Here is a 26,768-nt window from a genome sequence, read left to right as displayed (position 1 = left end):
GTAAACGATCCGTTAAGATTGACACAAATCGTTGCATTTGCGCCATCTTAAAAGGGGAAACTTTAGCGCATTAGCTGCCGAGCCAGACCGTCGCGGATACCGCAGGCAGCGCGAGCACGCCATCCTGTATCGTCGCCTTGCCCTCTTTGTTCGTCCACGTCGCCACCTTAAGCAGCGGCGAATCATCCAGCACCACTTCGCAGGCCTCGCCCCGGTTAATCGCCACCAGCACGCGCTGCTGATTATAGACGCGGACAAAGACCACCACATTATCGTGTGCGTACGCCACCTGACAGCCGCCGTAGCGCAGGGCGAGACTCTGTTTGCGCAGCTTCGCCAGCCGCTGATACAGGCTGAACAGTACCTTATCCTGTTTCTCTGCCTCCCACGGGAAGGTTTTGCGGCAGAACGGATCGTTGTTGCCGTCCAGCCCCACTTCGTCTCCGTAGTAAATGCACGGTACGCCCGGCCAGGTGAAGAGCCAGGTGACCGCCAGCGGCAGACGCGCCACATCCTTGCCGAGCAGGGATTTAAAGCGCGCGGTATCGTGGCTATCGAGCTGGTTAAACATCCGCAGCTGCTGCTGATGCGACAGGCCAGCGCGATAGTTATCCATCCACGCGGCGCAGGTTTCGGCGTCGATATGGTTCGGATCGTAGGAGATATCGGTGTTAGCCAGGAATCCCCACAGCGGGAAGGTAAAGCCGCGATAGTTCATCGCCGCATCTTCGGCATCGTTTTGCAGCCACTGGCGCGCGTCGCCAAAGTGTTCGCCAAAGACAAACGCCTCCGGCTGAGCCGCTTTCGCCGAACGCGCGATCCCGGCCACGTGCTGAAGGTTATTTCGCGCCCCGCCCGCTTCACCGAGCATATGCACCACGTCCAGACGCCAGCCGTCCATATTCCACGGCGCCTTCAGCCAGTGACGCACGATGCTGTCTTCCCCGCCGTAAATCTCGTTCACCAGTGACGGCGACTGGAAGTCCAGCTTCGGCAGGCTCGCGTAGCCCAGCCAGTCCAGCGCGCGGCCCTCCTCGCTAAAGCTGTACCAGTCGCGCTGCGGCGAATCCGGGTTATGACATGCTCCGCCCATCGACTGGTTATGACGGTCAAACCACGCGTGCGAATCTCCGCTGTGGTTGAAGACACCGTCCAGAATGAGGCGTATGCCTTCTTTTTGGGTCTTCTTACGCAGGCGCAGCAGCGCCTCGTCACCGCCAAACTGCGCGTCAACGTGGCGATAATCTTCGGTATCGTATTTGTGTACGCTCGGGGCTTTAAACACGGGGTTAAGGTACAGCGCCGTCACGCCGAGTTTTTTCAGGTACGGCAGCTTTTCGCTGATGCCGTCGAGATCGCCGCCGTAGAACGTCGAGCCGCCCGCCTGCGCCGTCACCGGTTCACCCCATTTTTTCAGGATGATGTCGTGACCCGCGGCATGATGGTAATAGACCTTGTCCTGGCCGGCGGTGCGTTTTTCGCTGCGCGCAAAGCGGTCCGGGAAAATCTGATAAAAGACCTGATCGTTAACCCAGTGCGGGCCGTTATCCGGGTAATCGACGGCGAATTGCTCCAGCCGGGCCGGTGGGAAACGGCTAAACCCCTGCGGGGTAAACCACAGCTGGCGGTTGTTCCACAAAAGCTTAAAGCTATAGCGACGACGCGGCTGCCCGGTGCGCAAATCGATATTCGCCCGCCACGCCGTAATCCCCGGCTGCGGCTGGCTGCGCAGCTTGTGCATTTTCAGCCCGGTCTCTTCGTTATCAATTTCGGCGCGGAGCGTCACGCGTTCCGGCTGATTTTCACCCGCCAGCCAGAGCGTAATCACAAGGTTGTCTTTGTTTTGCTTAACAAATGGGGCAACCGGAAGGTGCCAGGCGTTTAACATCACGAATCCCCTCTGATGAAATTGACGTCACCTTGCCACAGGGTGGTTAAGGATAGCTCACCATGACGAGATTTATTGGGGGAGGAGGACGGGGGAGGAGGCAAAAATCCCCTCTCCCGCGAGGGAGGGGGGATAAAAATATTACTGTGCTTCTACCAATTGACGGTCACGGCGGCACTTAAACACCCAGCCGATCAGCAGCAGAACGATCCACGCACAGCCCACGTACAGGGAAATGCGGGTATCCGGATGGTAGCCAATCAGGCCAATGATAAACACCAGGAAGATCAGCCCGACCACGGTCGTCGCCACCCCGCCCGGCACCTTAAACTTCAGCGCTTTCGCCTCATCCGGCGACAGACGGCGGCGGAAGGCAATCTGCGACAGCAGGATCATGATCCACACCCACACGGTCGCGAAGGTCGCCAGGGACGCAATCACCAGGAAGACGTTCTCCGGCATGATGTAGTTCAGGTAAACCGAGAACAGCAGCGCTACGGTCATCACCACCACCGTCACCCACGGCGTGCCGCGGCGTGAAGTTTTGGCGAACACCTTCGGCGCGCTGCCCTGCTCCGCCATGCCGTGCAGCATGCGGCCCACGCCAAAGACGTCACTGTTGATGGCCGAAAGCGACGCGGTCAGCACCACAAAGTTGAGAATGCTGGCAGCAAAGGCAATGCCCATATGCTGGAAGGTCAGGACAAACGGGCTACCGTTAGTGCCCACCTGGTTCCACGGGTAGATGGACATAATCACGAACAGCGTACCCACGTAGAACACCAGAATACGCATCGGCACCGAGTTGATGGCGCGCGGAATGGATTTCTCCGGATCTTTCGCTTCCCCGGCGGTGATGCCGATAATCTCGATGCCGCCGTAGGCGAACATTACCATCTGTAGCGACATCACCATCCCGAGCCAGCCATTGCTGAAGAAGCCGCCGTTGCTCCAGAGGTTATGGATGCCGGTCGGCTGGCCGCCGTTGCCAATCCCCCAGATGATGATCCCGAAACCCGCCACAATCATGATGATGATGGTCGCGACCTTGAAGAAGGAGAACCAGAACTCCAGCTCGCCGAACACCTTCACGCTCATCAGATTGACGGCGCAAATGAGCAACACCACGCTCAGCACCCAGATCCAGTGCGGCACCGCTGGGAACCAGACGCCCATGTAGATGCCGAATGCGGTTACGTCGGCAATCGCCACAATCAAAATTTCGAAGCAGTAGGTCCAGCCGGTGATAAACCCTGCCAGCGGGCCGAGGTTTTCCTGCGCGTAGCGGGAGAAAGAGCTGGCAGACGGGTTGTGAACCGACATTTCACCGAGGGCGCGCATGATGATATACGCCGCCACGCCGCCGATGATGTAAGCCAGCAGCACGCTTGGACCGGCCATTTTGATGGCATCTGCCGAGCCATAAAAAAGACCGGTGCCGATAGCAGAGCCCAGCGCCATAAAGCGGATGTGGCGCGTGCTCAATCCACGTTTAAGTTTGTTAGTGCTTTCCATTTAAATCTTGCCATTCAACACGAAAAAAACAAAAAACCACGGGGCCTTAAGCCCCGTGGTTAAACAGTTTGTTGCCGTTGATTAATGAGCGTTCGATGTGACCTGACGCCCTGCAGCACGGTCCCAGATAACCGCCAGAACCAGTGCAACAACGGTAGGCATCAGCCAGGCCAGGCCCTGCTCGGACAGCGGCAGACGCTGTGTCCAGGCTGGCAGAATTTCAGCGAACGCTGATGCTTTAATCCCGTCAAGGATACCAAAAATCAGGCTGATAAACATGGCTGGCGCAATAATTCGTGAGGAGTTATGCCACCACGGACGGGTGAAGCTCAGCACCACCAGCACGATGCACGGCGGATAGATCGCCGTCAGCACCGGAATAGAGACCTGAATCAGGTGGCTCAGACCGAGGTTAGATACCGCCATCGAGAAGATACCGAGGATAAACACCAGGGTACGGTAAGAGAGCGGCAGATACTGCGCAAAGAACTCTGCGCAGGCGCAGGTCAGGCCAACCGCGGTTACCAGACACGCCAGGAAGATCAGCGCCGCCAGCAGCATGCTGCCCGCCCCACCGAAGGTGTGCTGAACGTAAGCGTGCAGGATAGCCGCACCGTTCGCGTTCTGATCAACCAGCATCGCGCTGTCAGAGCCCAGGCGGAACAGCGCCAGATACAGCAGCGTCAGACCCACACCGGCCATCAGGCCAGCCCAGATGGTATAACGGGTCAGCAAACGCGCTTCGGTCACGCCGCGGGAACGCGCGGCGTTAACGATAACGATACCAAACACCATCGCGCCCAGCGTATCCATCGTCAGGTAGCCGTTCACAAAGCCGTTAGAGAACGCGGCGTTTTTATAGGCATCCATCGCGTCGCTAATCGGGCCGGCTGGCCAGATGATGGCCGCCACGGCCAGCACGATCAGCGCTACAATTTTCAGCGGCGCCAGGAAGTTACCTACCGTGTCCAGCAGCTTGCCCGGATAGAGGGAAACCAGAATCACGATGGCGAAATAAATCAGGCTGTAGATGAACAGCGGCATCGCGCCGTCGCCGGTCAGCGGGGCGATGCCCACTTCGAAGGAAACAGTCGCGGTACGCGGGGTGGCAAACAGCGGACCAACGGCCAGATAGCAGACGGTAGCCAGCAGAACGCCAGCCACTTTGCCAATCGGGGTGCTAAGGCTATCCACGCCGCCACCGACTTTCGCCAGTGCGATAACGGTCAGTACCGGCAGGCCCACGGCAGTAATCAGGAAACCAAACGCGGCGGTCCAGACGTGTTCACCCGCCTGTAAGCCAACCATTGGAGGGAAAATGATGTTGCCTGCGCCAACGAACAGCGCAAATGTCATAAAGCCCAGCGCGATAATGTCACGCGATTTTAAGTGATGGGTCATAAAACCTTACTGCCTGTGGATGTGGTGTTGAAAACGTTGAGATTTTTCGATTTCCCTGACGGGAAATACAGCCGAAAATTTGCTCAATTTCAGCGGGAAATGCTCCCGTCCTGGCGTGGAGAAGAATAGTTTTTCGATTTACCACGCAAATACAGTCGGTCTGACAGTATCTGGGGGGCAATTTAAACGCTTATAACGTTTAAAGGCAAGGAGGGATCGCAAAACCAGAACAATATGCCAGTATGAAAACGCGCACCAGAACAATGCGCTAATTATAGGAAAAACCCATGGCTAATCATGCGAACAAAAAACAGCCAACCGTATAAAATTCACACGCGTTTCGCTTGACTGCAAAGCAAACGGGCCAGCGATGGCTGACCCGTGGAAAGGTAAAATGACACGCCTGCCGTCAGGCGCTCTTTTTGGCAATTAATCGTTCCGGGATAACGAAACTAAAGCGGGTTCCCTTACCCAGGGTACTCTGGATATCAAGACGGCTTTCATGGTGATTCACCGCGTGTTTCACAATCGCCAGCCCCAGGCCGCTTCCCCCCGTCTGCCGCGATCGCGCTTTATCCACCCGGTAGAAGCGCTCGGTCAGGCGCGGAATATGCTCCGGGGCGATCCCCGGCCCGTTATCCTCAACGCTAAACTCGGCGCCTGCCGGCGTATGCTGCCAGCGCACCACGATATCCGTTCCTTCCGGCGTATGGTTTACCGCGTTGTACACCAGGTTGGAGATGGCGCTACGCAGTTCATCCTCGCTGCCCAGCACCTTCAGCGTGTTGTCGACGTCAAAGGTCAGCTGATGTTTTTTATGGCTTAACGTCTGCGCTTCACGCTCGACGACGCGCAGCATCATTGGCACATCAATGGTGTCATTCAGCGCAAGAGAAGGCGCCGCTTCAATCTTTGACAGCGTCAGCAGCTGCTTCACCAGCCCTTCCATACGGTGCGTTTGCTCGCGCATCGTATGCAGCGCTTTTTCACGCGGCGCGCCTTCCAGGGTTTGCTCCTGCATCATCTCCAGGTAGCCCTGCAGCACGGTCAACGGGGTGCGTAGTTCGTGGCTGACGTTGGCGAAGAAGTTACGACGCGCCCCTTCCAGCTGGTGCATCTGGGTCACGTCGCGCGCCACCATCAGCCACTGGCGATCGCTGTAGGGCATCACGCGGATTTCCAGATGGCGACCGTTATTCAGCTTCAGATTGTGGGGACGGGTGAAATCACGCTTTTTCAGATACAGTGTGAACTCGGGATAACGCAGAAGGTTAAGGATGTTCTGACCATTGTCGTCCGGCCAGCGCAGGCCCAGCAGCTGTTGCGCAAGCCCGTTACACCAGAAAATAGTTCCTTCTTCTGTCGTCAGGATCACCGCATCCGGCAGCGACTCTGCGCCGCTGCGAAAGCGTTTGATCAGGCTTCCCAGCTCGCGGCGACGCTTTTTATTACGCATCTGCATCTGGTGCAGGCCGTACAGCAGCGGCTCCCAGCTGCCGCTTCCCGGCGGCGGGGTCATACTGCGGTCCACCCACAGCCACCAGGAGAGACGCAGCAGGTTCCAGAAATGCCAGGCTAACAGCCCGGTGACCGCCGCCAGCAGAAACCACGGCAGATGCCCAAGTAAGGCCCCCAGAAGAAGGGCCGGAATACAGCATAAGATCAGTTCAAAGACGAGCCTTTTCCATGACAGACGTTCCAGCACGCGTCACACTCCTGTCATTATTCAGAAACGGGTCGAGAAACGATAACCCGTACCGCGGACCGTCTGTACCATGCGATCGTGGCCGCTCAGTTCCAGCGCTTTTCGCAGGCGGCGGATATGTACGTCAACCGTCCGGTCTTCGACATACACGTTAGTTCCCCAGACGTTATTCAGCAACTGCTCGCGGCTGTAAACGCGTTCCGGATGGGTCATAAAGAAGTGCAGGAGTTTAAATTCGGTAGGCCCCATGTCGAGGGGATTTTCGCCGGTCATCACGCGGTGTGACGTTGGGTCAAGGCTGAGGCCCTGCATCTCGATCACCTCTTCCACCGCCATCGGGGAAATACGGCGCATGACGGCCTTAATGCGGGCAACCAGCTCTTTCGGGGAGAAAGGCTTGGTAATGTAATCGTCCGCGCCGGTCTCCAGACCGCGCACGCGATCCTCTTCCTCTCCGCGCGCCGTGAGCATCACCACCGGAATGTCGCGGGTCAGCGCTTCACGCTTCAGATGTTTGATAAACTGCAGTCCGGAGCCGCCGGGCAACATCCAGTCAAGCAGAATCAGATCGGGCCAGGGTTCATTCAGCTGGTTCACCGCGCTGTCATAATCTTCCGCTTCAACCGGCTGGAAGCCATTTTGTTCGAGCACGAAGCACACCATTTCACGAATTGGAGCTTCATCTTCTACGACCAGAATACGTCTCGCCATACTTTGCCCTGTCTTATCTTATTTAAGTTACAAGTTTGTAATGCGGCGCCATTATGCGTCAGATTTATGACAGATTTATGAAAAACAGTACCACTATAAATGGCAAACTGTTGTTTTATTACAGCGGTTATTTTCCTCTCCCTGACAGTTTATAATCGCCCGCATCGTTTTTCGCCACGGATCTCCTATGCGCATACTTCACACCTCGGACTGGCATCTGGGTCAAAATTTTTACAGCAAAAGCCGTGCGGCTGAACATGAAGCGTTCCTGAACTGGCTTCTGGAAACGGCCCAGGCGCACGAGGTGGATGCCATTATTGTGGCGGGTGACATCTTTGATACCGGTTCGCCGCCGAGCTATGCGCGTGAACTGTATAACCGCTTCGTGGTCAACCTGCAGCAGACCGGCTGTCATCTGGTGATTGTCGCCGGTAACCATGACTCCGTCGCCACGCTCAATGAATCCCGCGATATCCTGGCGTTTCTCAATACCACCGTGGTCGCCAGCGCCGGGCACGCGCCGCAGATCCTGAAAAAACGCGACGGGTCGCCGGGCGCGGTACTGTGTCCGATTCCCTTTTTACGTCCGCGCGACATCGTGCAAAGCCAGGCGGGACTGTCGGGCGCGGAAAAGCAGCAGCATTTATTGCAGGCCATCACCGACTACTATCACCAGCAGCACGCGGAAGCCTGTGCCCTGCGCGGTGAACAGGCCATTCCGGTCATTGCCACCGGGCACCTCACCACCGTCGGGGCCAGCAAAAGTGACGCGGTCCGCGAGATCTATATCGGTACGCTGGACGCCTTTCCGGCGCAAAACTTCCCGCCCGCGGACTACATCGCGCTCGGGCACATTCACCGCGCCCAGGTCATCGGCGGCTGCGAGCATATCCGCTACTGTGGCTCCCCTATTTCGCTCAGCTTCGATGAAACCGGAAAAGCCAAATCCGTGCATCTGGTGAGCTTTGATGAGGGCAAACTCAGCGCCGTCGAGACGCTGGAAGTGCCGGTCACCCAGCCGCTGGCGGTGCTGAAGGGCGATCTGGCTGCCATCACCGCCCAGCTTGAGCAGTGGCGCGGCGCTGAGCTTAACCCGCCCGTCTGGCTGGATATTGAAATCACCACCGATGACTACCTGCACGATATGCAGCGGAAAATTCAGGCGCTGACCGAAGAGTTGCCGGTTGAGGTGCTGCTGGTGCGCCGCAGCCGCGAGCAGCGCGAGAAAATTCTGCTCGGCGCCCAGCGCGAAACGCTTAGCGAACTGCGCGTAGAAGAGGTGTTCGAGCGCCGACTGTCGCAGGAAGAGCTCGATGATGCGAAGCGCGTCAGGCTCAACGAGCTGTTCAGCCATACTCTGCACGCCCTCAATGACGAGGAAGAAAACGCATGAAAATTCTGAGCCTGCGCCTGAAAAATCTCAACTCCCTCAAGGGCGAGTGGAAAATTGACTTCACCGCGGAGCCTTTTGCCAGCAACGGTCTGTTTGCCATCACTGGCGCAACCGGCGCGGGTAAAACCACCCTGCTCGATGCCATCTGCCTGGCGCTCTACCACGAAACCCCGCGCCTGAATAAGGTCTCTCAGGCGCAAAACGATCTGATGACGCGCGATACCGCCGAGTGCCTGGCGGAAGTGGAATTTGAGGTGAAAGGCGTTGCCTATCGCGCATTCTGGAGCCAGAACCGGGCGCGCAACCAGCCGGACGGGAACTTGCAGGCACCGCGCGTGGAGCTGGCCCGCTGCGAGGATGGCAAGATTCTGGCCGATAAGGTGTCGGATAAACTGGAGCAAACCGCGGCGCTCACCGGGCTGGACTACGGCCGTTTTACCCGCTCAATGCTGCTCTCGCAGGGGCAATTTGCCGCCTTCCTGAATGCCAAACCGGCCGACCGCGCAGAACTGCTGGAAGAACTCACCGGCACCGAAATCTACGGCCAGATTTCCGCGATGGTGTTTGAGAAACACAAAGCCGCCCGCAGCGTGCTGGAAAAATGCGAGGCGCAGGCGGCGGGTGTCGTGCTGCTCAGCGAAGAACAACAGCAGCAGTTGCAGCAAAGTTTGCAGGCACTTACTGACGAAGAGAAAACCCTGCTGGCCCAGCAGCAAAGCCAACAGAAAGATTTTCAGTGGCTTACGCGTCATGACGAGCTCGTGCGGGAGCAGCAGCGCGTTACCGCCCTGCAGCAGCAGGCGCAACAGGCGCAGGCGAACGCGGCGCCGGAACTGGCAAAACTCCAGCTTGCCCAGCCCGCCGCCCAGCTTCGTCCGCTCTGGGAGCATCAGCAGGAGCAAACCGCACGTCTGACGCAAACCCAGCAGCGAATTAACGAAGTAAATACTCGCTTACAGACCAAAACCGCACTGCGCGCGCGGATCCGCAATACCGCCCTGCGTACCCATGAGCGGCTACAGGCCGAACTGACGGCGCTGGCGCAGTGGCTGGCGGAGAATGAGCGTTATCGCCTGCTGGGCCAGGAAATTGCCGGCTGGCGCGCCCAGTTCTCACAGCTAAACCGTGACAAAAGTCAGCTCGTCGCGCTTGCTGCGCGGATGACTGAGCTACGTCAGAAGCTGGCTGAGATGCCGGAAAATACGCTGACGCTGACGGCGGATGAGGTCAGCGCGGCCATGGAGCAGCAGTCCCGGTCCCGCACGCTGCGCCAGCAGCTGACGTCGCTGCATGCCCGCTATCAGCCGCTGCAAAAGCGCCTGAGCCAGAACGGTGAAAGCGTGCAGAAAGCCCTGGCGGAGCAGAGCAAGCTCAATGAAACCCTGGCGCTGCGCCGCCAGCAGTACAAAGAGAAACACCAGCACTATCTGGACCTGAAAGCCCTGTGCGAACGCGAAGCGACGATTAAAAATCTGGAAAGCTATCGCTCACAGCTTGAGGCAGGCAAACCCTGCCCGCTGTGCGGCTCCCACGAGCATCCTGCCGTGGAGACCTACCGGTCGCTTGAGCTGACGGATAACCAGCGTCGCCGTGATGTACTCGAAAAAGAGGTCGCCGCGCTTAAGGAGGAAGGCCTGCTGGTGCTGGGACAGGTTAATGCTCTGGCTCAACAGATCCAGCGTGAGACAGACGAAGCGCAGACGCTTTCTCAGGAAGAGCAAGCACTCACTAAAGCGTGGCTGGAGGCGTGCGCGTCTTTGAATATCGCTTTGAATATTCAGGAGGATATCGCGCCATGGATGCACGAGCAGGAACACTACGAGCGCCAGCTTTACCAGCTCAGCCAGCGTCTGACCCTGCAAAACCAGCTGAACGAGCAGGAAGCGCAGGAACGCCAGTATCAGCAGCAGCGCACCGCAACGCGCCAGGCGCTGGAACATACCCTTCTCGCGCTCTCGCTTAGCGTTCCCGAAGAGGGTAATGAAGCCGACTGGCTGCACGCCCGCGAAGCGGAATTTGCCCACTGGCAGGAGAAGCAAACGCAGCACGGCGTGCTTCAGGAACGCATGAGCGCGCTGAAGCCGCTGCTCGACACGCTTCCGGCAACACACGGCGAAGAGGCTGAGCCGGCCATTCCTGATGACTGGCGCGACATCCATAATGAATGCGTGTCGCTGCAAAGCCAGCTCGCCGCCCTGCAGCAGCAGGAGGCGCTGGAGCGCGAGCGCCTGCAGCAATCGCAGACGCAGTTCACCGCGGCGCTCTCCGCAAGCTGTTTTGCCGATCGGGATGCGTTCCTTGCCGCGCTGCTGGATGACGATGCTATTCGCCGCCTCGAACAGCTGAAACAGTCGCTGGAAAACCAGATACAGCAGGCCGCGGCCCTTTCCGGCCAGGCTAATCAGCAGCTGCAGGCGCACCTTGCGCTGCGCCCGGAAGAACTTGACGCGGATGCGTCTACCCTGCAAAGCCAGCTGCAGCAGCTGGCGCAACGGCTTCGTGAGAACACCACGCATCAGGGCGAGATCCGCCAGCAGCTTAAGCAGGACAGCGATAACCGCCAGCATCAGCAGGCGTTAATGCTGCAAATTGAAGAGGCCGCGCGCCAGGCCGACGACTGGGGCTATCTCAACGCGCTGATCGGCTCCAGCACCGGCGACAAGTTCCGCAAGTTCGCTCAGGGGCTGACGCTGGATAACCTGGTCTGGCTCGCAAACCAGCAGCTTAACCGCCTGCACGGCCGTTATCTCCTACAGCGTAAGGCCAGCGAGGCGCTGGAGCTGGAAGTGGTCGACACCTGGCAGGCCGATGCGGTGCGCGATACGCGCACGCTCTCCGGCGGCGAGAGCTTCCTGGTGAGCCTTGCGCTGGCGTTAGCGCTTTCTGACCTGGTCAGCCACAAAACGCGGATTGATTCCCTGTTCCTGGATGAGGGATTCGGCACGCTCGACAGTGAAACGCTGGATACCGCGCTGGATGCGCTCGACGCGCTGAACGCCACCGGGAAAACCATCGGGGTGATTAGCCACGTCGAGGCGATGAAAGAGCGCATTCCGGTGCAGATCAAGGTGAAGAAGATCAATGGACTGGGGTATAGCAGGCTGGACAGGGAGTTTGCGGTGGGGTGAGTGTTGGGTCGATTCGGTCTGGTGCCCTCTCCCTGGCCCTCTAAACATCAAAAACGGCAACGCAAGTTGCCGTTTTGCGTTTATTGCGGCCATAACCACGCCGCGCCGCGCACGCCGCTGGAGTCGCCGTGGACGGCTTTGCGGATCGGGGTTTCGCACTCGCCGCCGAAAACCCACTGTTTCACCAGATTTGGTACCGTGGCGTACAGCCGGTCAACGTTGCTCATGCCACCGCCGAGCACAATCACGTCCGGATCGAGAATGTTCACTACGTGCGCCAGCGATTTCGCCAGACGCATTTCGTAGCGGCTGAGCGCCAGTTCGGCCACCGGATCCTGTTCTTCCACCAAACGCATAATCTCGTTCCCCTTGAGCGGCTGGCCGCTCAGGCGGTGGTAGTCGGTTGCAAAACCGGTGCCGGAGATAAACGTCTCGATACAGCCCTGCTTGCCGCAGTAGCACGGCACCTCGGCGCGGTATTTAAGCTCGTCTTCATCCATCCACGGCAGCGGGTTGTGCCCCCACTCACCCGCCGTGCCGTTGCCGCCGATATGTGAACGTCCGCCAAAGGCCACGCCCGCGCCGCAGCCGGTACCGATAATCACCGCAAACACGGTCTGCGCTCCTGCGGCTGCACCATCAACGGCCTCAGAGACCGCCAGGCAGTTAGCGTCATTCGCCAGACGCACTTCCCGGTTCAGACGCTGGCTCAAATCCTTATCAAACGGCTGACCGTTGAGCCAGGTGGAGTTGGCATTTTTCACCACACCCGTATAAGGCGAAATGGAGCCGGGGATCCCCATCCCGACCGTGCCCCTCTCGCCCGTCGCCTGCTCGGCCATATCAACCAGCCGGGCAATCGTCTCGATCGTCTGGTGATAATCATCGCGCGGCGTCGGCAGACGGTGGCGGAACAGCTGTTCCCCCTGCTCGCTTAATGCGATGACTTCTGTTTTGGTGCCGCCCAAATCAATCCCAATACGCACAAGACTCTCCTCATTATTTTGATTATCAACAGAGTAGAAGCACGCTTCCCGATTAGCAATGCAAGCGATGCGACAATTCGTTATCATGCCCGCTGATTTAACGACAAGGCCGTGGAAATTATCATGCTGTGGTTCAAAAATTTGATGGTTTACCGTCTCAGCCGCGACGTTTCGCTGCGCGCAGAAGAGATGGAAAAACAGTTAGCCGCTTATAGCTTTTCCCCTTGCGGTAGCCAGGATATGGCGAAAACCGGTTGGGTTCCGCCAATGGGTTCGCAAAGCGATGCACTGACCCACGCCAGCAGCACGGGTCAAATCATCGTCTGCGCCCGCAAAGAAGAGAAAATTCTGCCCACGCCGGTGGTTAAGCAGGCGCTTGAAGCAAAAATTTTCAAGCTGGAAGCCGAGCAGGGCCGCAAGCTGAAAAAAACCGAAAAAGACTCGCTGAAAGATGAAGTGCTGCACTCTCTGCTGCCGCGCGCCTTCAGCCGCTTCAGCCAGACGATGATGTGGATCGATACCGTTAACGGGCTGATCATGGTGGACTGCGCCAGCGCCAAAAAAGCGGAAGATACGCTGGCCCTGCTGCGTAAAAGCATCGGCTCTTTACCGGTCGTACCGCTGGCGCTGGAAACGCCGATTGAGCTGACCCTGACCGAGTGGGTCCGCAGCGGTACCGCGGCGCAAGGTTTCCAGATCCTGGACGAAGCCGAGCTGAAAGCCCTGCTGGAAGATGGCGGCGTGATCCGCGCGAAAAAGCAGGATCTGGTGAGCGACGAGATCGCCGTACACATTGAAGCGGGCAAAGTGGTCACCAAACTGGCGCTCGACTGGCAGCAGCGCATTCAGTTCGTGATGTGCGACGACGGTTCCGTGAAGCGTCTGAAGTTCTGCGACGAGCTGCGCGATCAAAACGAAGATATCGACCGGGAAGATTACGCCCAGCGCTTTGACGCGGACTTTATCCTGATGACCGGCGAACTGGCCGCGTTAATTCAGAATCTGGTGGAAGGTCTCGGCGGCGAAGCGCAGAGATAATTTCCCCTCCCCCTGATCCTCTCCCCAAAGGGGGAGAGGGAAGACGATTATTTCAGGTAGCGGCACAGATAAGAGGTCGGTTCAGCGACCTGCAAATGAAATTCGCTGTGGCCAGGGACGTTGAAAACTTGCCCGGCAGCGTAAACTTTCCATTCCGTTTCACCCGGCAGTAAGACGTTCAGCGCGCCGCTGACCACCGTCATCTCTTCCGCTTCCGCCGTGCCAAAGGTGTATTCCCCTTCAGCCATAACGCCCACACTGGCGCGGCCAGTGCTGCTGCTGGTAAAACCGATGGATTTCACTTTACCGGAAAAGTATTCGTTACTTTGAAGCATGAACTGGCCCTTATATTCAGAGATAAAAATTCACTATAGGGGCCATGCTCATCACCTGTCACGCAAAATCATTACGTCAGAAGTTCTGAGGCCAGGCGAGCCATCAGAACGTTGGATAACAGCACCGGCACGTCCAGCGCCTTTTGCAGTAAATCCCGGTGATGCTGGTGAAAACCAAGACAGTCCAGAATCAATACATCCGCCCCTCTCTCCAGCAGCTCCTTCCCGGCAGCAATGAGTTTAGCCTCGCTGTCCCAGAAGGGGTTTGCCAGCGCATACAGGGGCGTTTTTTCGAGCACGTGCCACTTTGCTTCCTGGTTGTCCATAAGCTCCTCGATGGGCACAATGACCCCCACCTGATGCCCGTCAACAATGGAGGCTACCAGCGGAGGAATAATGCGCATCGGCTCAAGCAAAATCGCATTGCGCGCGATGAGTCCCTTAATGGGGGCGGTGCTCATCAGCAAAATTACGTCATATTGCTGATTATCGAGTATTTCTATTACTGCCTGCAGCGAACGCTCTATTTTCTGCCGAGAAACATGCGCCAGTTTACCGTCGCTTAATAACGTCGCCAGGGGATCCTCCCCCGCCTCTACAGCGTAGTCTTCCATGACCTCTTCCCGGCTCATCTTACCCAGCAGGCTGAGATGCGTGATCTGTTGTTCAGATACATGCTCGGTTAAGAGCGGTAACACTTCGCTTACAGGGACCACACCAATGGTGAGGATCGCCAACGTTGCCTTCATCTTCTTCGCCTTCCATCACTACAAAAACGTATACACAGGTACAGGCTCTCTACGCTGTACAGTTCGTTTTTTCAACAAAACAGCACCAAGCGTAGCAGGCGATCTCTGCCCTGAAATGTAAAGATCGCCTGCCGATAACGGAGCTACCTGTAATAACTAAATATTAACTCCTGCTTAACATTTGCGATGAGTAAAAAGTGTGATTCAGGCACGGTATTGGAGCGTTTAGGAAAACATTCACGACTTTTCGGGATCTTCGTAGCGCCGTTTGGCATCCAGCGCTTCCTGTTCAGTCTCATGTTCACTGATCAGCGAGTCCGCTTTGGGGTGATCGGCACGCAGCTGGTACCAGGTGACGGTCTGGTCGCCATTGCCTTTTTCAACGGTAACAATACGTGCTTCGCGCGGATAGGGAGGTCTGGTTGGCATAGCTCATCCTTTTTTTATGTCTGAGCTATCAGTATAGACGGCGGTTAGCTGGCACACGCCAGACGCAGGGCGGTAATAATCTGAATTACCACATCTTCCGGGGCCGCAGAGGCATCCACGACATGGTGTGCCGCTTCACGGTAGAGGGCATCACGCTCGGCCAGCACTTCGCTCACCTCTTCGCTGAGCGGTCGTGACGTCAGCGCCGGGCGTTGTCCCTCTTCAGGAAATGCTTCAAGTCGCCCTACCAGAGCCGCCACCGGCGCGCAGAGATAGATCACAATGCCTTTTTCGCGCATAAAGTGACGATTACATTCGGCCAGAACAATACCGCCTCCCGTCGCAATGACGGCTGACGGCGTGGTGACCGCTTTCAGCGCGGCCGTTTCGCGGGCGCGAAAGCTTTCCCATCCCTCTTGCTCCACGATGTCTGCGATGGTTTTGCCGGCCTCGGTCTGCAGCCAGTGGTCGGTATCAACAAACTGACGATGACATGCGCGTGCCAGTTCCACACCAACGGTGGTTTTCCCACAGCCGCGGGGGCCAACTAAAAAGATGGGTTGGGTCATAGCCAGGTGTTCCCCTTGATGCCGAATGGCTAAAGAGTGTAAAGAAATAATTGCAGAAGATGTGTCGAATACTTTACTGCAAAGCGGTACGGGATGACAACCCTGTGGAGGCCACACTGTACCACATATTGACAATAATTATCATTACGCCGTACGGCGCTTCACTTCCAGCAGCCATTTATCCAGTTCGGCAGCAAACTGCTGGCGATCGCGCTGGGACAGGCTGTCCGGTCCACCGGTCTGCACGCCGCTGGCCCGCATCGTATCCATAAAATCGCGCATAGTGAGTTTTTCCCGGATGGTTGAAGGCGAATAACGCTCGCCGCGAGGATTGAGCGCCGCCGCCCCTTTCTCCAGCACTTCCGCCGCCAGCGGAATATCGGCGGTGATGACCAGATCTTCCGCGCTGCACAGACGAACAATTTCATTATCCGCCACGTCGAACCCGGCCGGCACGCGGAGGGAGCGGATGAACCGCGAAGGCGGGACGCGAATATTCTGGTTCGCCACCAGCGTCAGCGGCATCTGAACGCGCTCGGCGGCGCGGAATAAAATCTCTTTAATCACATTCGGACACGCGTCCGCATCAACCCAAATCGCCATGTTGTCTCCCCATAATGACTCTGCCGACTATTGTCGCCTGCATTTCGTTGTTAAGCTATCAATCAGAGAAAACAACGCATAATGACGGAGAATCATGATGGACAAGAAAATCGGGTTTATCGGCTGCGGTAACATGGGCAAAGCCATCCTGGGCGGCCTGATCGCCAGCGGGCAGGTTCTGCCGGGTCAGATTTGGGTTTATACCCCGTCACCGGATAACGTCGCCGCGTTGCGCGATCAATACGGGATCAACGCCGCCGAAAGCGCGCAGGAGGTGGCCCAGGTTGCCGATATCGTCTTTGGTGCCGTTAAGCCGAACATCATGATCAAAGTGTTAAGCGACATCACCTCCAGCCTGAATAAAGAGACGCTGGTCGTGTCGATTGCCGCAGGCGTGACGCTCGATCAGCTGGCGCGCGCGCTGGGCCACGATCGTAAAATCGTCCGCGCGATGCCGAATACCCCCTCACTGGTCAACGCCGGTATGACCTCCGTCACCCCTAACGCGCTGGTGACTTCAGAAGAGGTGGCGGACGTGCTAAACATTTTCCGCTGCTTCGGCGAGGCGGAAGTGATTGCAGAATCCATGATCCATCCAGTGGTCGGCGTGAGCGGTTCAGCCCCCGCGTACGTTTTCATGTTTTTAGAAGCGATGGCGGACGCCGCCGTGCTTGGCGGTATGCCGCGCGCGCAGGCGTATAAATTCGCCGCGCAGGCAGTGATGGGCTCCGCCAAAATGGTGCTGGAGACCGGTAAACACCCGGGTGAACTGAAGGATATGGTCTGCTCCCCGGCCGGTACCACCATCGAAGCGGTGCGGGTGCTGGAAGAACGCGGGTTCCGTTCTGCGGTTATCGAAGCGATGGCAAAATGCATGGAAAAGTCAGAGAAGCTGAGTAAATCCTGATGTCTGGCCGGGCGTCAGGCGGCCACTTCGGTGCGGCCGCGCCCGGCATTTTTCGCCTTATACAGCGCCACATCTGCCGCCTTCAGCCATTCCCGATAGTGCACAAACTGCGGCCCCCAGGGGGCCACGCCCACGCTGATGCGCAGAGGCTCCTTCGGCGCACACGGTAACGACAGCGTTTCCAGCCGCGCGTGTACCCGCGACATGACGGCGATGGCGCTTTCAGCGGCCGTCTGGGACATAATCACCGCGAACTCATCCCCGCCAAACCGGCCTATCGCATCGCCTGACCGTACCGACATCTGAAGCTGGCGGGTAATGGCCACGATGGCCTTGTCGCCTGCGTCGTGCCCCCAGGTATCGTTGATGTTTTTAAAGTGGTCGATATCAATCAGCAATATCGTGGCGGTGCAGTGGCTCCGGCGACAGTGCTCAAATTCATTGCGCAGCAGCATTTCCCAATGTCGGCGGTTAAAGACCCCGGTCATACCGTCACGGGTGCTCATCATTTCCAGCCGCCGCTTATGTTCCGCCAGCCTGACGGCCGTTCGATGGCTAAGCCAGGCAAACAGCATGGGATAAAGCATAAGGACAGGAAGCGTTAAGCCCCACTCCAGCGCCCCCGGATTAAAGGGCTGCGCTCTGCCAGCAAGCGGTAACGTAAGCAGCGCAGTAAGCAGGGTGAGCACGATCCCCGCGATAAAAAGGCGGCAGCCGCCAGAGCCCATCATGTTCATCCCCACCATCATCACCAGCGCCGCAGTGGGTAATACATACATCCCCGTCACGCCGATCCAGACCCCGGCGATAACGGCATCCATCTTGAGGTTAAAAATTTCTTGCTGATGAGGTGAAGCGGCGCGGCAGGATAACTGCCAGGCAAAGTGCGGCCAGATGAATGCCCACCCCACCAGCAACAACCACCAGCCGCCGGGTAAAAAATGGCTGACCAGAATTTCCGCCACCGGGACAAACATCGCCGCCAGCCCGACAACGCGCGCCAGCCGGGCTCGCCTGGCAAACTGGGTGCCGGTACGGTGAGGGTCATCCTGAGAAAGGGTTAAACTCCACTCTTCCCGAATGCGCTTTTTGTAGTAATAAATGTCATCATTCATCATTTTTGGGAATATTCTGAAACATTTTCCCAAATTATAGAGAGGGGGACTGCGGGGAAAGTATGAAATTTCGGGTGAGCCGCCGGAGCCGCTCACCCGTTAGAACTACACTTTTTTCTTCAGGCAGGCACTCATGAACTTGCTGCGATCGTCGCCCTTGAGGGACTGTTCGGTTGCTTTCGCATTACACTCGCGCATTTTTTGCTGCTGCGGCGTCAGGCTTTTTTCGCCGGGTTTCGCGGCGCCGTTTTTCAGGCAGTCGCTCATGTAGGTTTTACGTGCATCCCCCTTCAGACTCTGGGACGTCGCCTGTTGATTACAGGTGGTCATGCGTTGCTGTTGCGGCGTTAATGTTTTTTCTTCCGCGTTCGCCGAGGAGATCAGGAACAGGCCGGAGAGCAGAGTAACCAGTAATGTTGTTTTCATTGCACCATCCTTTTGTGAACATTCCCTGTAAGTCTGGTTCGTGACAGGAAAAAAACCACCCGGCAGATGTGATTTCGGCCGGGAATTTATCATTTCAGTTCCAGCGCGCAGGAATTGACGGTATCAGCATAACTGGCAGGGGTAATTAACAGGGAATGTAACGCGCTAAAAAGCGCGCTCTGTTTCAATTTATTTTCTTCATGTACAAATACAAAAATAAAACAGAGCGACTCCAGGCATCCTGCATGACAATCCTATGACATGTCAGTAACGGCTTAACTGCGCGGATGCCTCAACAGCTTCTTTACGTATTGCTGCAGCAACTCGGCATCTTCTGGCGGAACCTGCGTATCGGGCCGCGCCTTATCCAGCGCTCCTTCAATGCTTTCAATTAACGCCTGCTGATCCGATGTTGCCATCTGCCGCAGCAGCGCGGTGACAACTATTTCCAGCGCTTCGACCTGGGCGACCAGCTCTTTCGACTCCTCTTCCTTTTGTGCAAGCTTAACCAGCAACTCAGCAATGAGATTTTTCATCGTGCTATTTCCTTATGGGATTTCCTCTGAAATTAACACCAGGAATGAAATATGCAAAGCGGAGAAAAGTATTATCTTATGCAAAAGTGACATTGCCGCCAAATTAGCGTAGCGATCTTTTCAGCGAAACGTTTTCCTATAAAAAAACGCCGCATTTTGTTATATAAAAATGCGGCTACCATAAGAATATATAATACATCTGCGAAAAGATTATTTCGCTGATTTCGCCTCCGCTAATTGCCTGCGGCGACGCAGGGCAATAGCCAGCTGGATAATATTGATTAAAACGACAATCGCCGTCGCGGCAAATACCCAGCGAAAACCCGCCATTGCAGAAACGGACGCACCAATAAGCGGACCGGCGACGTTGCCTAAATACATAAACGACTGGTTATAGCCAAAAATACGTCCCGTGACCTGATCGCTGGAATATTTGACCAGCAATGTCTGTACGGCGGGCAACATAGCGCCATCCGCAAAGCCGAGTAAAAACCGCAGCACGCCCAGCTGAAGCGGAGAGGTAACAAACGACATGGCGAAAAAGAGCACCACCGCAAAAATCAGCGTCGCCATCAGGATGCGCGCCGTGCCAATCCTGTCGCCCAGTTTTCCCAGACGCGGGGCAGAGATCAGCGCGGAGACGCCCGGCACGGCGGCAATCATGCCGCTGAGAAAGGCGATATTGTTGCTGTCCGGCTCCATCGACTTGATAAACAGCGCCAGAATCGGGCCGACCGAACCGTTGCAGAGCTGGATCACCATGGTGGTGACAAACAGGCTTATCACGAGTCCCGGGTATGGCAGCGAGGCGAAGACGGCCTTGCCGCTCAGGCGCTCAGATTTACTGATAACGGGGCGGCCCCCCTCTTTGATAAGAAAGAGCGTAACCAGAAAGCTGATCACCAGCAGGATTGCGGTGATGATGAATACCGCGCGCAGACCGACATGGTCAGCCAGAAAGCCTCCCAGCAGCGGGCCGCCGATAACGCCGCTGATCTGGGCGGTGGAGAGCGTACTCAGCGCCCAGCCGCTGCGCTCGCGCGGCACCTGAGAGGCAACCAGCGCCATGGCGTTGGGAATATACCCGGACGTCAGCCCCATCACCGCCCGCAGGAAAAACAGCTGCCAGACGTTGGTGGCGAAGGCCTGGAGCAGAATAGCAATCGCCATACCGAGGGAGGCGCGCAGCAGCATCAGCTTGCGCCCTTTCCTATCCGCCAGACTGCCCCACATCGGTGACACAATGGCGGAGACCAGAAACGTGACGCTGAACGTCAGCCCGGACCACATGGACAGCGCTTCGTGGGAGCTGACCCCCAGCTGTGACACGTACAGCGGCAGGAACGGCAGGATCTGGCTGATGGCAAGCCCGGTGAAGAAGCAGCCGAACCAGACCGAGATGAGATTAACTTTCCAGGATTCCATACAGAAATAGTCTTCATTTTTAGGCGAATTCGCCGTCAGATTAGCAAGTTACGCGCCTTAACGTCGCACCAGAGATGCGGCCTCGCTGACTTTGGTGTTTTATCTTCCCAGTCATCATATTTGTGAAATAAGTCACAATTCATCCATTTTCTGGCGGAAGATTATGCTTCAGCGGCAGAGACCAAAGCCGCGCATTCCCAGATGAAAATGGCTGGCGTGCGCCGCGTTATATTCCGGCCCAAGACCGTTTCCGTAGTAACCGCAGCTTGCCGCCAGCAGAGCCTTCAGCCATGGCTGCATTTTTGCCGATTTCCAGCCGTTAAGTACCGTAACGCGCTCTCCGTTCGCCAGCCGAAAAGCGGCGATATCCAGCGCCTCTGCCGTGGCATGCTCGCTGCGCCGCGCATCGGGCCGGTGGTAGATATTGCGGCAGGCAAAGCTGCCGAGGTGCTCAATGCGCGTCAGTTCACTGCCGGTAAAGCGTTTAGTCAGGGGCCGGGCCTGCTGGCTGACAAACAGGGCTGAGCTGAGCGCCAGCGGACAGCTGGCAAGAAAACTGCCGTTCAGGCTCACCGGGCCAAAGTCACGCACGCGCACGACGTTGTTCAGCGGGCATTCCCCGCCGCTGTCAGCGACCGCCTGCGTGCGGATCAGGTTTTTTTGATTAGCCTGCGCTAACAGACTCGCGCAGGCTTCGGGCGTTAAGCGCCGTAGCTTATACTGGGTAATACGGCCAGGCGGGTCGTCCAGGTTCAGCGGCGTGAAAGGGTTGTAGTAAGACGGCAGCCAGCGATAGCCCGCCGTTGCGATTGCCCCAAGGATGAAAATGGTCAGCAGCGTTTTTCCTTTCACTCTCCCCCCTCACTGTTCCCCAAAACATTATGGCAGAAGGCCGCGAAACCCGCAGGGCATCGTGGTATGTTATTGGCTTTTCGTCAGACTGGAAGAGAGTGAGATGGCAAAGCAGCGCGTAGGTATTGTCTTTGGGGGAAAATCAGCGGAGCACGAGGTTTCATTGCAATCGGCTAAAAATATCGTCGATGCGATCGATAAAAGCCGTTTCGACGTGGTGCTGTTGGGCATTGATAAACAGGGCCAGTGGCATGTTAACGATGCCAGCCAGTATCTGCTGAATGCCAACGATCCGGCACACATCGCCCTTAATCCTTCGGAAATTAGCGTCGCCACCGTACCCGGCGTCGTGAAGGGTCAGCTCATCGACGCAGGCAACGCGCAGGCTCTCGCCCAGATCGACGTGGTCTTCCCCATCGTGCACGGCACCCTCGGCGAAGACGGTTCCCTGCAGGGAATGTTACGCATGGCCAACCTGCCGTTCGTGGGCTCGGACGTGCTGGGCTCCGCCGCCTGCATGGACAAAGACGTCACCAAACGCCTGCTGCGCGATGCCGGGCTGAATATCGCGCCGTTCGTGACGCTCACCCGGGCCAACCGCGACAAGCACAGCTTCGCGCAAATTAGCGCTGAACTGGGTCTGCCGCTGTTTGTGAAGCCAGCCAACCAGGGCTCCTCCGTGGGCGTCAGCAAAGTCACCACCGAAACAGAGTTCACGCAAGCCGTCCGTCTGGCGTTTGAGTTCGACCATAAAGTGGTGGTTGAGCAGGGGATCAAAGGCCGCGAAATTGAGTGCGCGGTGCTGGGCAACGATTTCCCACAGGCCAGCACCTGCGGTGAAGTGGTCTTAAACAGCGACTTCTACTCGTACGACACCAAATACATTGATGATAAAGGCGCCCAGGTTGTTGTTCCTGCGGATATCGATCCGGCCATTAACGATAAGATCCGGGCGATCGCCATTCAGGCCTATCAGACGCTCGGCTGCAGCGGCATGGCGCGCGTGGACGTGTTCCTGACGCCGGAGAACGAGGTGGTGATCAATGAAATCAACACGCTGCCGGGTTTCACCAATATCAGCATGTATCCAAAACTGTGGCAGGCCAGCGGGCTTGGCTACTCTGAGCTGATCACCCGCCTGATCGAGCTGGCGCTGGAGCGTCATGCCGCCGACAGCGCCCTGAAAAGTTCCGTTAACGGCTAATCGGCACCCTTAGCCGTCTCCTCCGCTGTCGTCTCTTCCGGACGGCGGCGGATTATCAGCCCTGCCAGCCAGAAACTGATTACCCAGGTCACCAGGCCCACGGCATAGGTTTGCCAGCCTTTCGCTTCAAATCCCAACAGCCCCACGACGCCGTTAAGAATAAAGATCAGCCCGATAGCAAAGGCGTAGTAGTGCCAGTCACGGCGAAGTTTGGACGTGAGCTTCATAACAACTCCGGCAGGAAAAAAAGACATCCTCTCACAGTTTCACCGCCAGGTCTGTGGCAGATGCGGAAATTCTGAAATGCGGTGCAGTTTCATTTAAGTTAACAAATTGTGACATGCTGCAGAAATCAACAATCCAGGAGAAATCCTGAGCGAAAATTACCACGATTCTGATATTGACAAATGCGATGACCTGTCAAACTCACCCCGTAAGACGCGTATTAAAACAGAGTGATATTTCGGGAGGTCAACATGGCTGACTTTACATTGTCGAAACCGATTTTTGGCGGCAAACCAAAAACCTCCACGGCGGGTAATATCGCGTATGCCCTGTTTGTCCTGTTCTGCTTCTGGGCTGGCTCCCAGCTGCTTAATATGCTGGTGCACGCGCCGGGCGTTTATGAACACCTGATGCAGGTGCAGGATAACGGACGCCCGCGGGTTGAAATCGGGTTTGGCGTGAGCACGCTGTTTGGCCTCGTTCCCTTCCTCGCGGGGTGTATGATTTTAGGCGTTGTCGCGCTCGTCCTGCGCTTTCGTCGTCGCCATTAAAGCCCCATACAGCGAGCCCGGCGATCGTCCACGCGTTTTGCGAACCATGCGGTGGTCAGGTTACGCGTGATCTTCGGGCTTTCCAGCTGAATCCCCGGCAGAATTGCCCTCGGCAACGTTTTCCCACTCTTCTTATCGGCAAGCGCAAACACTTTCTTGTAGAGATCCGTTTTCTCAAATGCCAGGCTGTCGCCTTTCTCAAGCTGACGGCGAATGTCGCTGTTGCTCATATCAAGCGTTGTCGATAATTTCCGGATCGCCCGCTCGGTGCTTCCCGCCTCGCTGCTGCCGTAGGCGATAAGATCGCCGTCCAGCGCCAGCTTGACGCCGCTTGCGCGGCTAACCGCGCTCTGAAACGCCGCGTTACGGCTGGCATACCAGCCCGCGTTAAAGTCTGCGAAGCGGTACAAGGGCTCGCTGTAGTTCGCCGGATAGTTCAGCAGATGATACGTGCCGAACCACAGCCCGCCGCGCAGAGAGAAGACCTCCTGACGCACCGTACCGTCAATTTCCCACGGGTAGCCGTCGGTATGCTTCTCGGCAAACGCAATGCTCACCTGCATCGGGCCGCCGGTGTGAACCGGGTTCAGTGAGCCAAACAGTTTCTGCCCCATCGGCACCATGTTAATGAAATCATCAAAGATGGCGCTGAGCTGTTTTTCGGTTTTCACCGTGTCCAGCCGCTCGCTGTAGCTTTTGCCGTTTGGCGAAGTGATTTTCAGCGCGGTATGCACGAGGAATACCGGGATATGCATCGATTCCGCGCGGCGGTCGATCTCTTTCCAGGCAATTTTGTTGAGACCCGGCACCACCGGGTCTGACTGGTACATCGACTCCTGCTGCGCCACCGCCAGCACCGAGCAGATATTCTCCTCGGTTGGGGCAATCTTCTGGCTTTCAAAGGTTTTTGCCAGCGCATCCGCCCACGCATTGCGATCCTTCACGCTGGCGGGCATTTTTTGCCGCACAACGCTTGCGACATCCACGGGCTTCTCGCCCTTTTTAAGCGGAGCGGCCCCTTTTTCGGCACAGCCCGCCAGAACGAGGGCAGCCAGCAAGGACAGCGGTAACGCACGCGGTACGGCAAAAGACATAGCAACTCCCTGTATTAGCTAAATGTGTTGGTGACTTCCTGCAGGTCCCGATCGTCCAGCTCATGTTCAAAGCTGCGCAGACGTTTGTAGATGGACATCAGTTCCACCAGCGTGGTCCAGGAGTTGATCAGATACTGGAACGAGTTTCTGACCTGATCGAACACGTTGGTAATCTGGGTCAGTAAGCCCAGCGTGATTGTTCCCGCAACAATAGACGGGAACAACAGGAATAGTCCAAAAACAGTATCGACCTGCAGATAGAAAATACGGGCAATATTGAAATACATGTAGTGGAAATAGAGCCGGAAATAGTTGAAACGGACGTTGCGGAACAGCTCTTTTATCGTCGGGGGCGCAGCGCGCGTTGGGTCGTCCTCTCCGTAGACCAGCTCCTTACGATAGGCCGCTTCCACACGCTGATTCTTAAACTCTAAGCCCGGCAGCTTAATCCCGACGACGGCAAGCAGGCCTGTGCCCATAAGCGACCAAATCAGCGCCGGGATGAGCAGGCCGTACGGTAAATGTCCGACAATCGGCAATGCTGAAATATGGGGAGAAAGCGCGACCAGAATCGGTAAGAACGCAAACAGTTTCAGGATGGCATTAAGCAGGCTGACGCCCATATCCTCAAGCGTTGACGCAAAACGCATGGTGTCTTCCTGAACACGCTGAGCAGCACCTTCAATATGGCGCAGACGCTCCCAGTGGGTCATGTAGAATTCGTTCATCGCCGTACGCCAGCGGAAGACGTAATGGCTGACGAAGAAATTATTCAACACCGCCACGGTGACAGCGATCATCGCAATGCCCATAAAAATTTTTAACTGATTATAAAGCTCGCCAATTGGCACCCTGTTAGGGGCGCTAAGCGCTTTCTGGATGAGATCGTAGAACGGGGCATACCACGCGTTAATGGCTACGCTCACTTCGACCAGAAACCAGGTGACAAAAATAATCAGCGACGTTCCGAGAATGGACCACGTCTGCCAGCGATGAGGGGAATAATTAAACCAGAACAGCGCAAACAGCCCGACGCAAAGCGCGTAATAGGCATAAAACAGCAGATAGCTGAACGACCAGAAGCGCGCCGCGCTAATCGGCACCTCGCCTGTCGCCCCCACGATGCGCGTCAGCCATGCACCGCCGCCCGCCAGCCAGAACACGACTGCGATCAGTGCCCAAATAAATGCCGACAGGAAAAAAGGCCCCGGCTTTGGGAAAAAAGACTTAAACATGATACTTCCTTCTTGTTGTTATGGTTGTTGCTGTGCTCAACACATTACCACACGAATACCTTGCCCGAGCCGGACCCCGGCTCGGGCAAAAAGGTCAGACCCGTGGGTTGATTATTAGTTCGCTTTCCAGTTTTCGAGAATTGTTTCGGTGCGTTTCACCGCGACAGGGTTCGCCGGCGCAATGAAGTTTCGCCAGACGTCGTTGTGGTGGTGAATCAGGATCTGTGCTTCAGCAGCCGGGCGGTTGGCGGTGGTGTGGGCATCTTCCGCCACGGTAATGTGGTAACCCCGGCTGACGCCATTCTTGACCGTGGCGTCAACGCAGTAATCGGTGGCGCAGCCGCAGATGACAAACTCGCGAATGCCCTGCTCGCGTAACAGCGCCTCAAGCCCGGTGTTATAGAAGGCATCGCAGGCGGTTTTGGTCACGTACAGCGCGCCAGCAGGTTGATGGAGTTCAGGCAGCAACGCAAACCCGTCACTTCCCTCTTCCAGCCCCCCGGCCTCGACATGCTGAATAAAAATCACCGTGTCAGCAGCCTGCGTAAGCTGGTTGATCAGAGAGACACACGTCTCGCGCTGATGACGCGGGGTTTCAAACACCCCGTTCTGCATATCAACCACCATTACCACACGCTTTTCAGACATACCGTTCTCCGCAAGATTGAGTAACACTGGTGCCTATCATAAGCCCGATGTCACAAAATGGGAGAGCGCTCGCAGGGAAATTCTTCATATTTACCCATGG

At 56.7% G+C, this 26,768-nt stretch carries 26 protein-coding genes; 6 read left to right on the top strand and 20 right to left on the bottom strand.

Annotated features, from left to right (window positions below; genetic code table 11):
* Window positions 1-70: 70 nt before the first annotated feature.
* From malZ to phoB, 5 genes are all read right to left on the bottom strand, one after another.
* Window positions 71-1,888 carry a maltodextrin glucosidase gene (malZ, locus tag IM294_RS07635; RefSeq protein ID WP_126818296.1) on the bottom strand — a complete coding sequence of 606 codons (1,818 nt, stop codon included), beginning with the start codon at window positions 1,886-1,888 and terminating at the stop codon, window positions 71-73.
* Between the two features lie 141 nt (window positions 1,889-2,029).
* Window positions 2,030-3,403, bottom strand: a complete 1,374-nt coding sequence (gene proY / locus IM294_RS07630) for a proline-specific permease ProY (protein WP_126818295.1) — start codon at window positions 3,401-3,403, stop codon at window positions 2,030-2,032.
* 81 nt (window positions 3,404-3,484) lie between these two features.
* Window positions 3,485-4,804, bottom strand: a complete 1,320-nt coding sequence (gene brnQ, locus IM294_RS07625) for a branched-chain amino acid transporter carrier protein BrnQ (protein WP_028012134.1) — start codon at window positions 4,802-4,804, stop codon at window positions 3,485-3,487.
* 409 nt (window positions 4,805-5,213) lie between these two features.
* Window positions 5,214-6,509, bottom strand: a complete 1,296-nt coding sequence (gene phoR / locus IM294_RS07620) for a phosphate regulon sensor histidine kinase PhoR (RefSeq protein WP_047363942.1) — start codon at window positions 6,507-6,509, stop codon at window positions 5,214-5,216.
* Between the two features lie 21 nt (window positions 6,510-6,530).
* A complete protein-coding gene (gene phoB / locus IM294_RS07615) occupies window positions 6,531-7,220 on the bottom strand; it encodes a phosphate response regulator transcription factor PhoB (protein WP_008503265.1) in 690 nt (229 codons plus the stop codon).
* Window positions 7,221-7,407: 187 nt separating this feature from the next.
* Between phoB and sbcD the strand changes: the two genes are divergently transcribed.
* Both sbcD and sbcC read left to right on the top strand, forming a co-directional pair.
* Entirely contained in the window at window positions 7,408-8,613 is a 1,206-nt protein-coding gene (gene sbcD / locus IM294_RS07610) for an exonuclease subunit SbcD (RefSeq protein ID WP_063155366.1), read from the top strand.
* On the top strand, window positions 8,610-11,741 hold the full coding sequence (sbcC, locus tag IM294_RS07605; protein ID WP_126818294.1) for an exonuclease subunit SbcC: 3,132 nt from the start codon (window positions 8,610-8,612) through the stop codon (window positions 11,739-11,741). The genes sbcD and sbcC overlap by 4 nt, the downstream gene beginning before the upstream one ends.
* A gap of 80 nt (window positions 11,742-11,821) precedes the next feature.
* On the opposite strand, the gene mak is transcribed toward sbcC, so the two are convergent.
* Window positions 11,822-12,727, bottom strand: coding sequence for a fructokinase (gene mak / locus IM294_RS07600; RefSeq protein ID WP_041911102.1), 906 nt, complete (start codon window positions 12,725-12,727; stop codon window positions 11,822-11,824).
* Between the two features lie 123 nt (window positions 12,728-12,850).
* Here mak and rdgC point away from each other — a divergent pair, with 123 nt between their 5' ends.
* Window positions 12,851-13,765, top strand: coding sequence for a recombination-associated protein RdgC (rdgC, locus tag IM294_RS07595; RefSeq protein ID WP_014882739.1), 915 nt, complete (start codon window positions 12,851-12,853; stop codon window positions 13,763-13,765).
* A gap of 47 nt (window positions 13,766-13,812) precedes the next feature.
* Here the strand turns inward: rdgC and ppnP are convergent, their stop codons facing one another.
* The 5 genes from ppnP to IM294_RS07570 form a co-directional block, all read right to left on the bottom strand.
* Window positions 13,813-14,100 (bottom strand): pyrimidine/purine nucleoside phosphorylase, encoded by a 288-nt coding sequence (gene ppnP, locus IM294_RS07590; RefSeq protein WP_008503270.1) that lies wholly within the window; start codon window positions 14,098-14,100, stop codon window positions 13,813-13,815.
* A gap of 71 nt (window positions 14,101-14,171) precedes the next feature.
* On the bottom strand, window positions 14,172-14,849 hold the full coding sequence (locus IM294_RS07585) for an AroM family protein (RefSeq protein ID WP_126818293.1): 678 nt from the start codon (window positions 14,847-14,849) through the stop codon (window positions 14,172-14,174).
* 237 nt (window positions 14,850-15,086) lie between these two features.
* A complete protein-coding gene (gene yaiA, locus IM294_RS07580; protein WP_126818292.1) occupies window positions 15,087-15,278 on the bottom strand; it encodes a protein YaiA in 192 nt (63 codons plus the stop codon).
* A 44-nt stretch (window positions 15,279-15,322) separates the two neighbouring features.
* Entirely contained in the window at window positions 15,323-15,847 is a 525-nt protein-coding gene (aroL, locus tag IM294_RS07575) for a shikimate kinase AroL (protein WP_028012127.1), read from the bottom strand.
* A 144-nt stretch (window positions 15,848-15,991) separates the two neighbouring features.
* The gene (locus tag IM294_RS07570; protein ID WP_010428006.1) at window positions 15,992-16,450 is read right to left on the bottom strand and encodes a YaiI/YqxD family protein; all 459 of its coding nucleotides are present in this window, start codon (window positions 16,448-16,450) and stop codon (window positions 15,992-15,994) included.
* A gap of 97 nt (window positions 16,451-16,547) precedes the next feature.
* Between IM294_RS07570 and proC the strand changes: the two genes are divergently transcribed.
* On the top strand, window positions 16,548-17,357 hold the full coding sequence (gene proC / locus IM294_RS07565; RefSeq protein ID WP_041911103.1) for a pyrroline-5-carboxylate reductase: 810 nt from the start codon (window positions 16,548-16,550) through the stop codon (window positions 17,355-17,357).
* A 14-nt stretch (window positions 17,358-17,371) separates the two neighbouring features.
* Here the strand turns inward: proC and adrA are convergent, their stop codons facing one another.
* The 5 genes from adrA to IM294_RS07540 all read right to left on the bottom strand — a co-directional run bounded on the left by adrA (window position 17,372) and on the right by IM294_RS07540 (window position 21,711).
* Entirely contained in the window at window positions 17,372-18,475 is a 1,104-nt protein-coding gene (gene adrA, locus IM294_RS07560) for a diguanylate cyclase AdrA (protein WP_126818291.1), read from the bottom strand.
* A 102-nt stretch (window positions 18,476-18,577) separates the two neighbouring features.
* Entirely contained in the window at window positions 18,578-18,898 is a 321-nt protein-coding gene (gene psiF / locus IM294_RS07555; RefSeq protein WP_041911105.1) for a phosphate starvation-inducible protein PsiF, read from the bottom strand.
* A gap of 275 nt (window positions 18,899-19,173) precedes the next feature.
* The gene (iraP, locus tag IM294_RS07550; protein WP_028012123.1) at window positions 19,174-19,434 is read right to left on the bottom strand and encodes an anti-adapter protein IraP; all 261 of its coding nucleotides are present in this window, start codon (window positions 19,432-19,434) and stop codon (window positions 19,174-19,176) included.
* Window positions 19,435-19,644: 210 nt separating this feature from the next.
* Window positions 19,645-20,859 carry a multidrug efflux MFS transporter gene (locus tag IM294_RS07545; protein WP_028012122.1) on the bottom strand — a complete coding sequence of 405 codons (1,215 nt, stop codon included), beginning with the start codon at window positions 20,857-20,859 and terminating at the stop codon, window positions 19,645-19,647.
* 168 nt (window positions 20,860-21,027) lie between these two features.
* A complete protein-coding gene (locus IM294_RS07540; protein WP_126818290.1) occupies window positions 21,028-21,711 on the bottom strand; it encodes an extensin family protein in 684 nt (227 codons plus the stop codon).
* 103 nt (window positions 21,712-21,814) lie between these two features.
* On the opposite strand from IM294_RS07540, the gene ddlA reads away from it, so the two are divergent.
* The gene (ddlA, locus tag IM294_RS07535; RefSeq protein ID WP_126818289.1) at window positions 21,815-22,915 is read left to right on the top strand and encodes a D-alanine--D-alanine ligase; all 1,101 of its coding nucleotides are present in this window, start codon (window positions 21,815-21,817) and stop codon (window positions 22,913-22,915) included.
* Here the strand turns inward: ddlA and IM294_RS07530 are convergent.
* Window positions 22,912-23,142, bottom strand: coding sequence for a DUF2754 domain-containing protein (locus IM294_RS07530; protein ID WP_028012119.1), 231 nt, complete (start codon window positions 23,140-23,142; stop codon window positions 22,912-22,914). The genes ddlA and IM294_RS07530 overlap by 4 nt on opposite strands.
* 249 nt (window positions 23,143-23,391) lie before the next feature.
* Here IM294_RS07530 and IM294_RS07525 point away from each other — a divergent pair, with 249 nt between their 5' ends.
* Entirely contained in the window at window positions 23,392-23,691 is a 300-nt protein-coding gene (locus tag IM294_RS07525; RefSeq protein WP_014882725.1) for a DUF2755 family protein, read from the top strand.
* Here IM294_RS07525 and IM294_RS07520 read toward each other — a convergent pair.
* From IM294_RS07520 to IM294_RS07510, 3 genes are all read right to left on the bottom strand, one after another.
* Window positions 23,688-24,785: a DUF1615 domain-containing protein gene (locus IM294_RS07520; protein WP_045259878.1), complete on the bottom strand. Its 1,098-nt coding sequence runs from the start codon at window positions 24,783-24,785 to the stop codon at window positions 23,688-23,690. The two genes, IM294_RS07525 and IM294_RS07520, sit on opposite strands and share 4 nt — an antisense overlap.
* Window positions 24,786-24,799: 14 nt before the next feature.
* Complete coding sequence (gene sbmA, locus IM294_RS07515) at window positions 24,800-26,020, bottom strand: peptide antibiotic transporter SbmA (RefSeq protein ID WP_028012117.1); 1,221 nt, start codon at window positions 26,018-26,020, stop codon at window positions 24,800-24,802.
* Between the two features lie 114 nt (window positions 26,021-26,134).
* On the bottom strand, window positions 26,135-26,668 hold the full coding sequence (locus tag IM294_RS07510; RefSeq protein ID WP_100170701.1) for an isochorismatase family protein: 534 nt from the start codon (window positions 26,666-26,668) through the stop codon (window positions 26,135-26,137).
* Window positions 26,669-26,768: the final 100 nt, after the last annotated feature.

The sequence above is a fragment of the Enterobacter cloacae complex sp. P43RS genome (genome assembly GCF_014930585.1).
Taxonomy (GTDB): domain Bacteria; phylum Pseudomonadota; class Gammaproteobacteria; order Enterobacterales; family Enterobacteriaceae; genus Enterobacter; species Enterobacter bugandensis.
Note: the sequence above shows the minus strand (reverse complement) of the source record. Positions and strands in the feature narration are given on the sequence as shown.

Coding starts and splice junctions, on each gene's coding strand:
- IM294_RS07525 (WP_014882725.1), top strand. CDS start 23,392: ATGGCTGACTTTACATTGTCGAAACCGATTTTTGGCGGCAAACCAAAA.
- psiF (WP_041911105.1), bottom strand. CDS start 18,898: ATGAAAACAACATTACTGGTTACTCTGCTCTCCGGCCTGTTCCTGATC.
- malZ (WP_126818296.1), bottom strand. CDS start 1,888: ATGTTAAACGCCTGGCACCTTCCGGTTGCCCCATTTGTTAAGCAAAAC.
- ppnP (WP_008503270.1), bottom strand. CDS start 14,100: ATGCTTCAAAGTAACGAATACTTTTCCGGTAAAGTGAAATCCATCGGT.
- ddlA (WP_126818289.1), top strand. CDS start 21,815: ATGGCAAAGCAGCGCGTAGGTATTGTCTTTGGGGGAAAATCAGCGGAG.
- brnQ (WP_028012134.1), bottom strand. CDS start 4,804: ATGACCCATCACTTAAAATCGCGTGACATTATCGCGCTGGGCTTTATG.
- yaiA (WP_126818292.1), bottom strand. CDS start 15,278: ATGCCAACCAGACCTCCCTATCCGCGCGAAGCACGTATTGTTACCGTT.
- proC (WP_041911103.1), top strand. CDS start 16,548: ATGGACAAGAAAATCGGGTTTATCGGCTGCGGTAACATGGGCAAAGCC.
- IM294_RS07530 (WP_028012119.1), bottom strand. CDS start 23,142: ATGAAGCTCACGTCCAAACTTCGCCGTGACTGGCACTACTACGCCTTT.
- aroL (WP_028012127.1), bottom strand. CDS start 15,847: ATGACCCAACCCATCTTTTTAGTTGGCCCCCGCGGCTGTGGGAAAACC.
- proY (WP_126818295.1), bottom strand. CDS start 3,403: ATGGAAAGCACTAACAAACTTAAACGTGGATTGAGCACGCGCCACATC.
- IM294_RS07520 (WP_045259878.1), bottom strand. CDS start 24,785: ATGTCTTTTGCCGTACCGCGTGCGTTACCGCTGTCCTTGCTGGCTGCC.
- adrA (WP_126818291.1), bottom strand. CDS start 18,475: ATGATGAATGATGACATTTATTACTACAAAAAGCGCATTCGGGAAGAG.
- IM294_RS07545 (WP_028012122.1), bottom strand. CDS start 20,859: ATGGAATCCTGGAAAGTTAATCTCATCTCGGTCTGGTTCGGCTGCTTC.
- sbcD (WP_063155366.1), top strand. CDS start 7,408: ATGCGCATACTTCACACCTCGGACTGGCATCTGGGTCAAAATTTTTAC.
- rdgC (WP_014882739.1), top strand. CDS start 12,851: ATGCTGTGGTTCAAAAATTTGATGGTTTACCGTCTCAGCCGCGACGTT.
- sbmA (WP_028012117.1), bottom strand. CDS start 26,020: ATGTTTAAGTCTTTTTTCCCAAAGCCGGGGCCTTTTTTCCTGTCGGCA.
- iraP (WP_028012123.1), bottom strand. CDS start 19,434: ATGAAAAATCTCATTGCTGAGTTGCTGGTTAAGCTTGCACAAAAGGAA.
- IM294_RS07570 (WP_010428006.1), bottom strand. CDS start 16,450: ATGGCGATTTGGGTTGATGCGGACGCGTGTCCGAATGTGATTAAAGAG.
- IM294_RS07585 (WP_126818293.1), bottom strand. CDS start 14,849: ATGAAGGCAACGTTGGCGATCCTCACCATTGGTGTGGTCCCTGTAAGC.
- phoB (WP_008503265.1), bottom strand. CDS start 7,220: ATGGCGAGACGTATTCTGGTCGTAGAAGATGAAGCTCCAATTCGTGAA.
- IM294_RS07510 (WP_100170701.1), bottom strand. CDS start 26,668: ATGTCTGAAAAGCGTGTGGTAATGGTGGTTGATATGCAGAACGGGGTG.
- sbcC (WP_126818294.1), top strand. CDS start 8,610: ATGAAAATTCTGAGCCTGCGCCTGAAAAATCTCAACTCCCTCAAGGGC.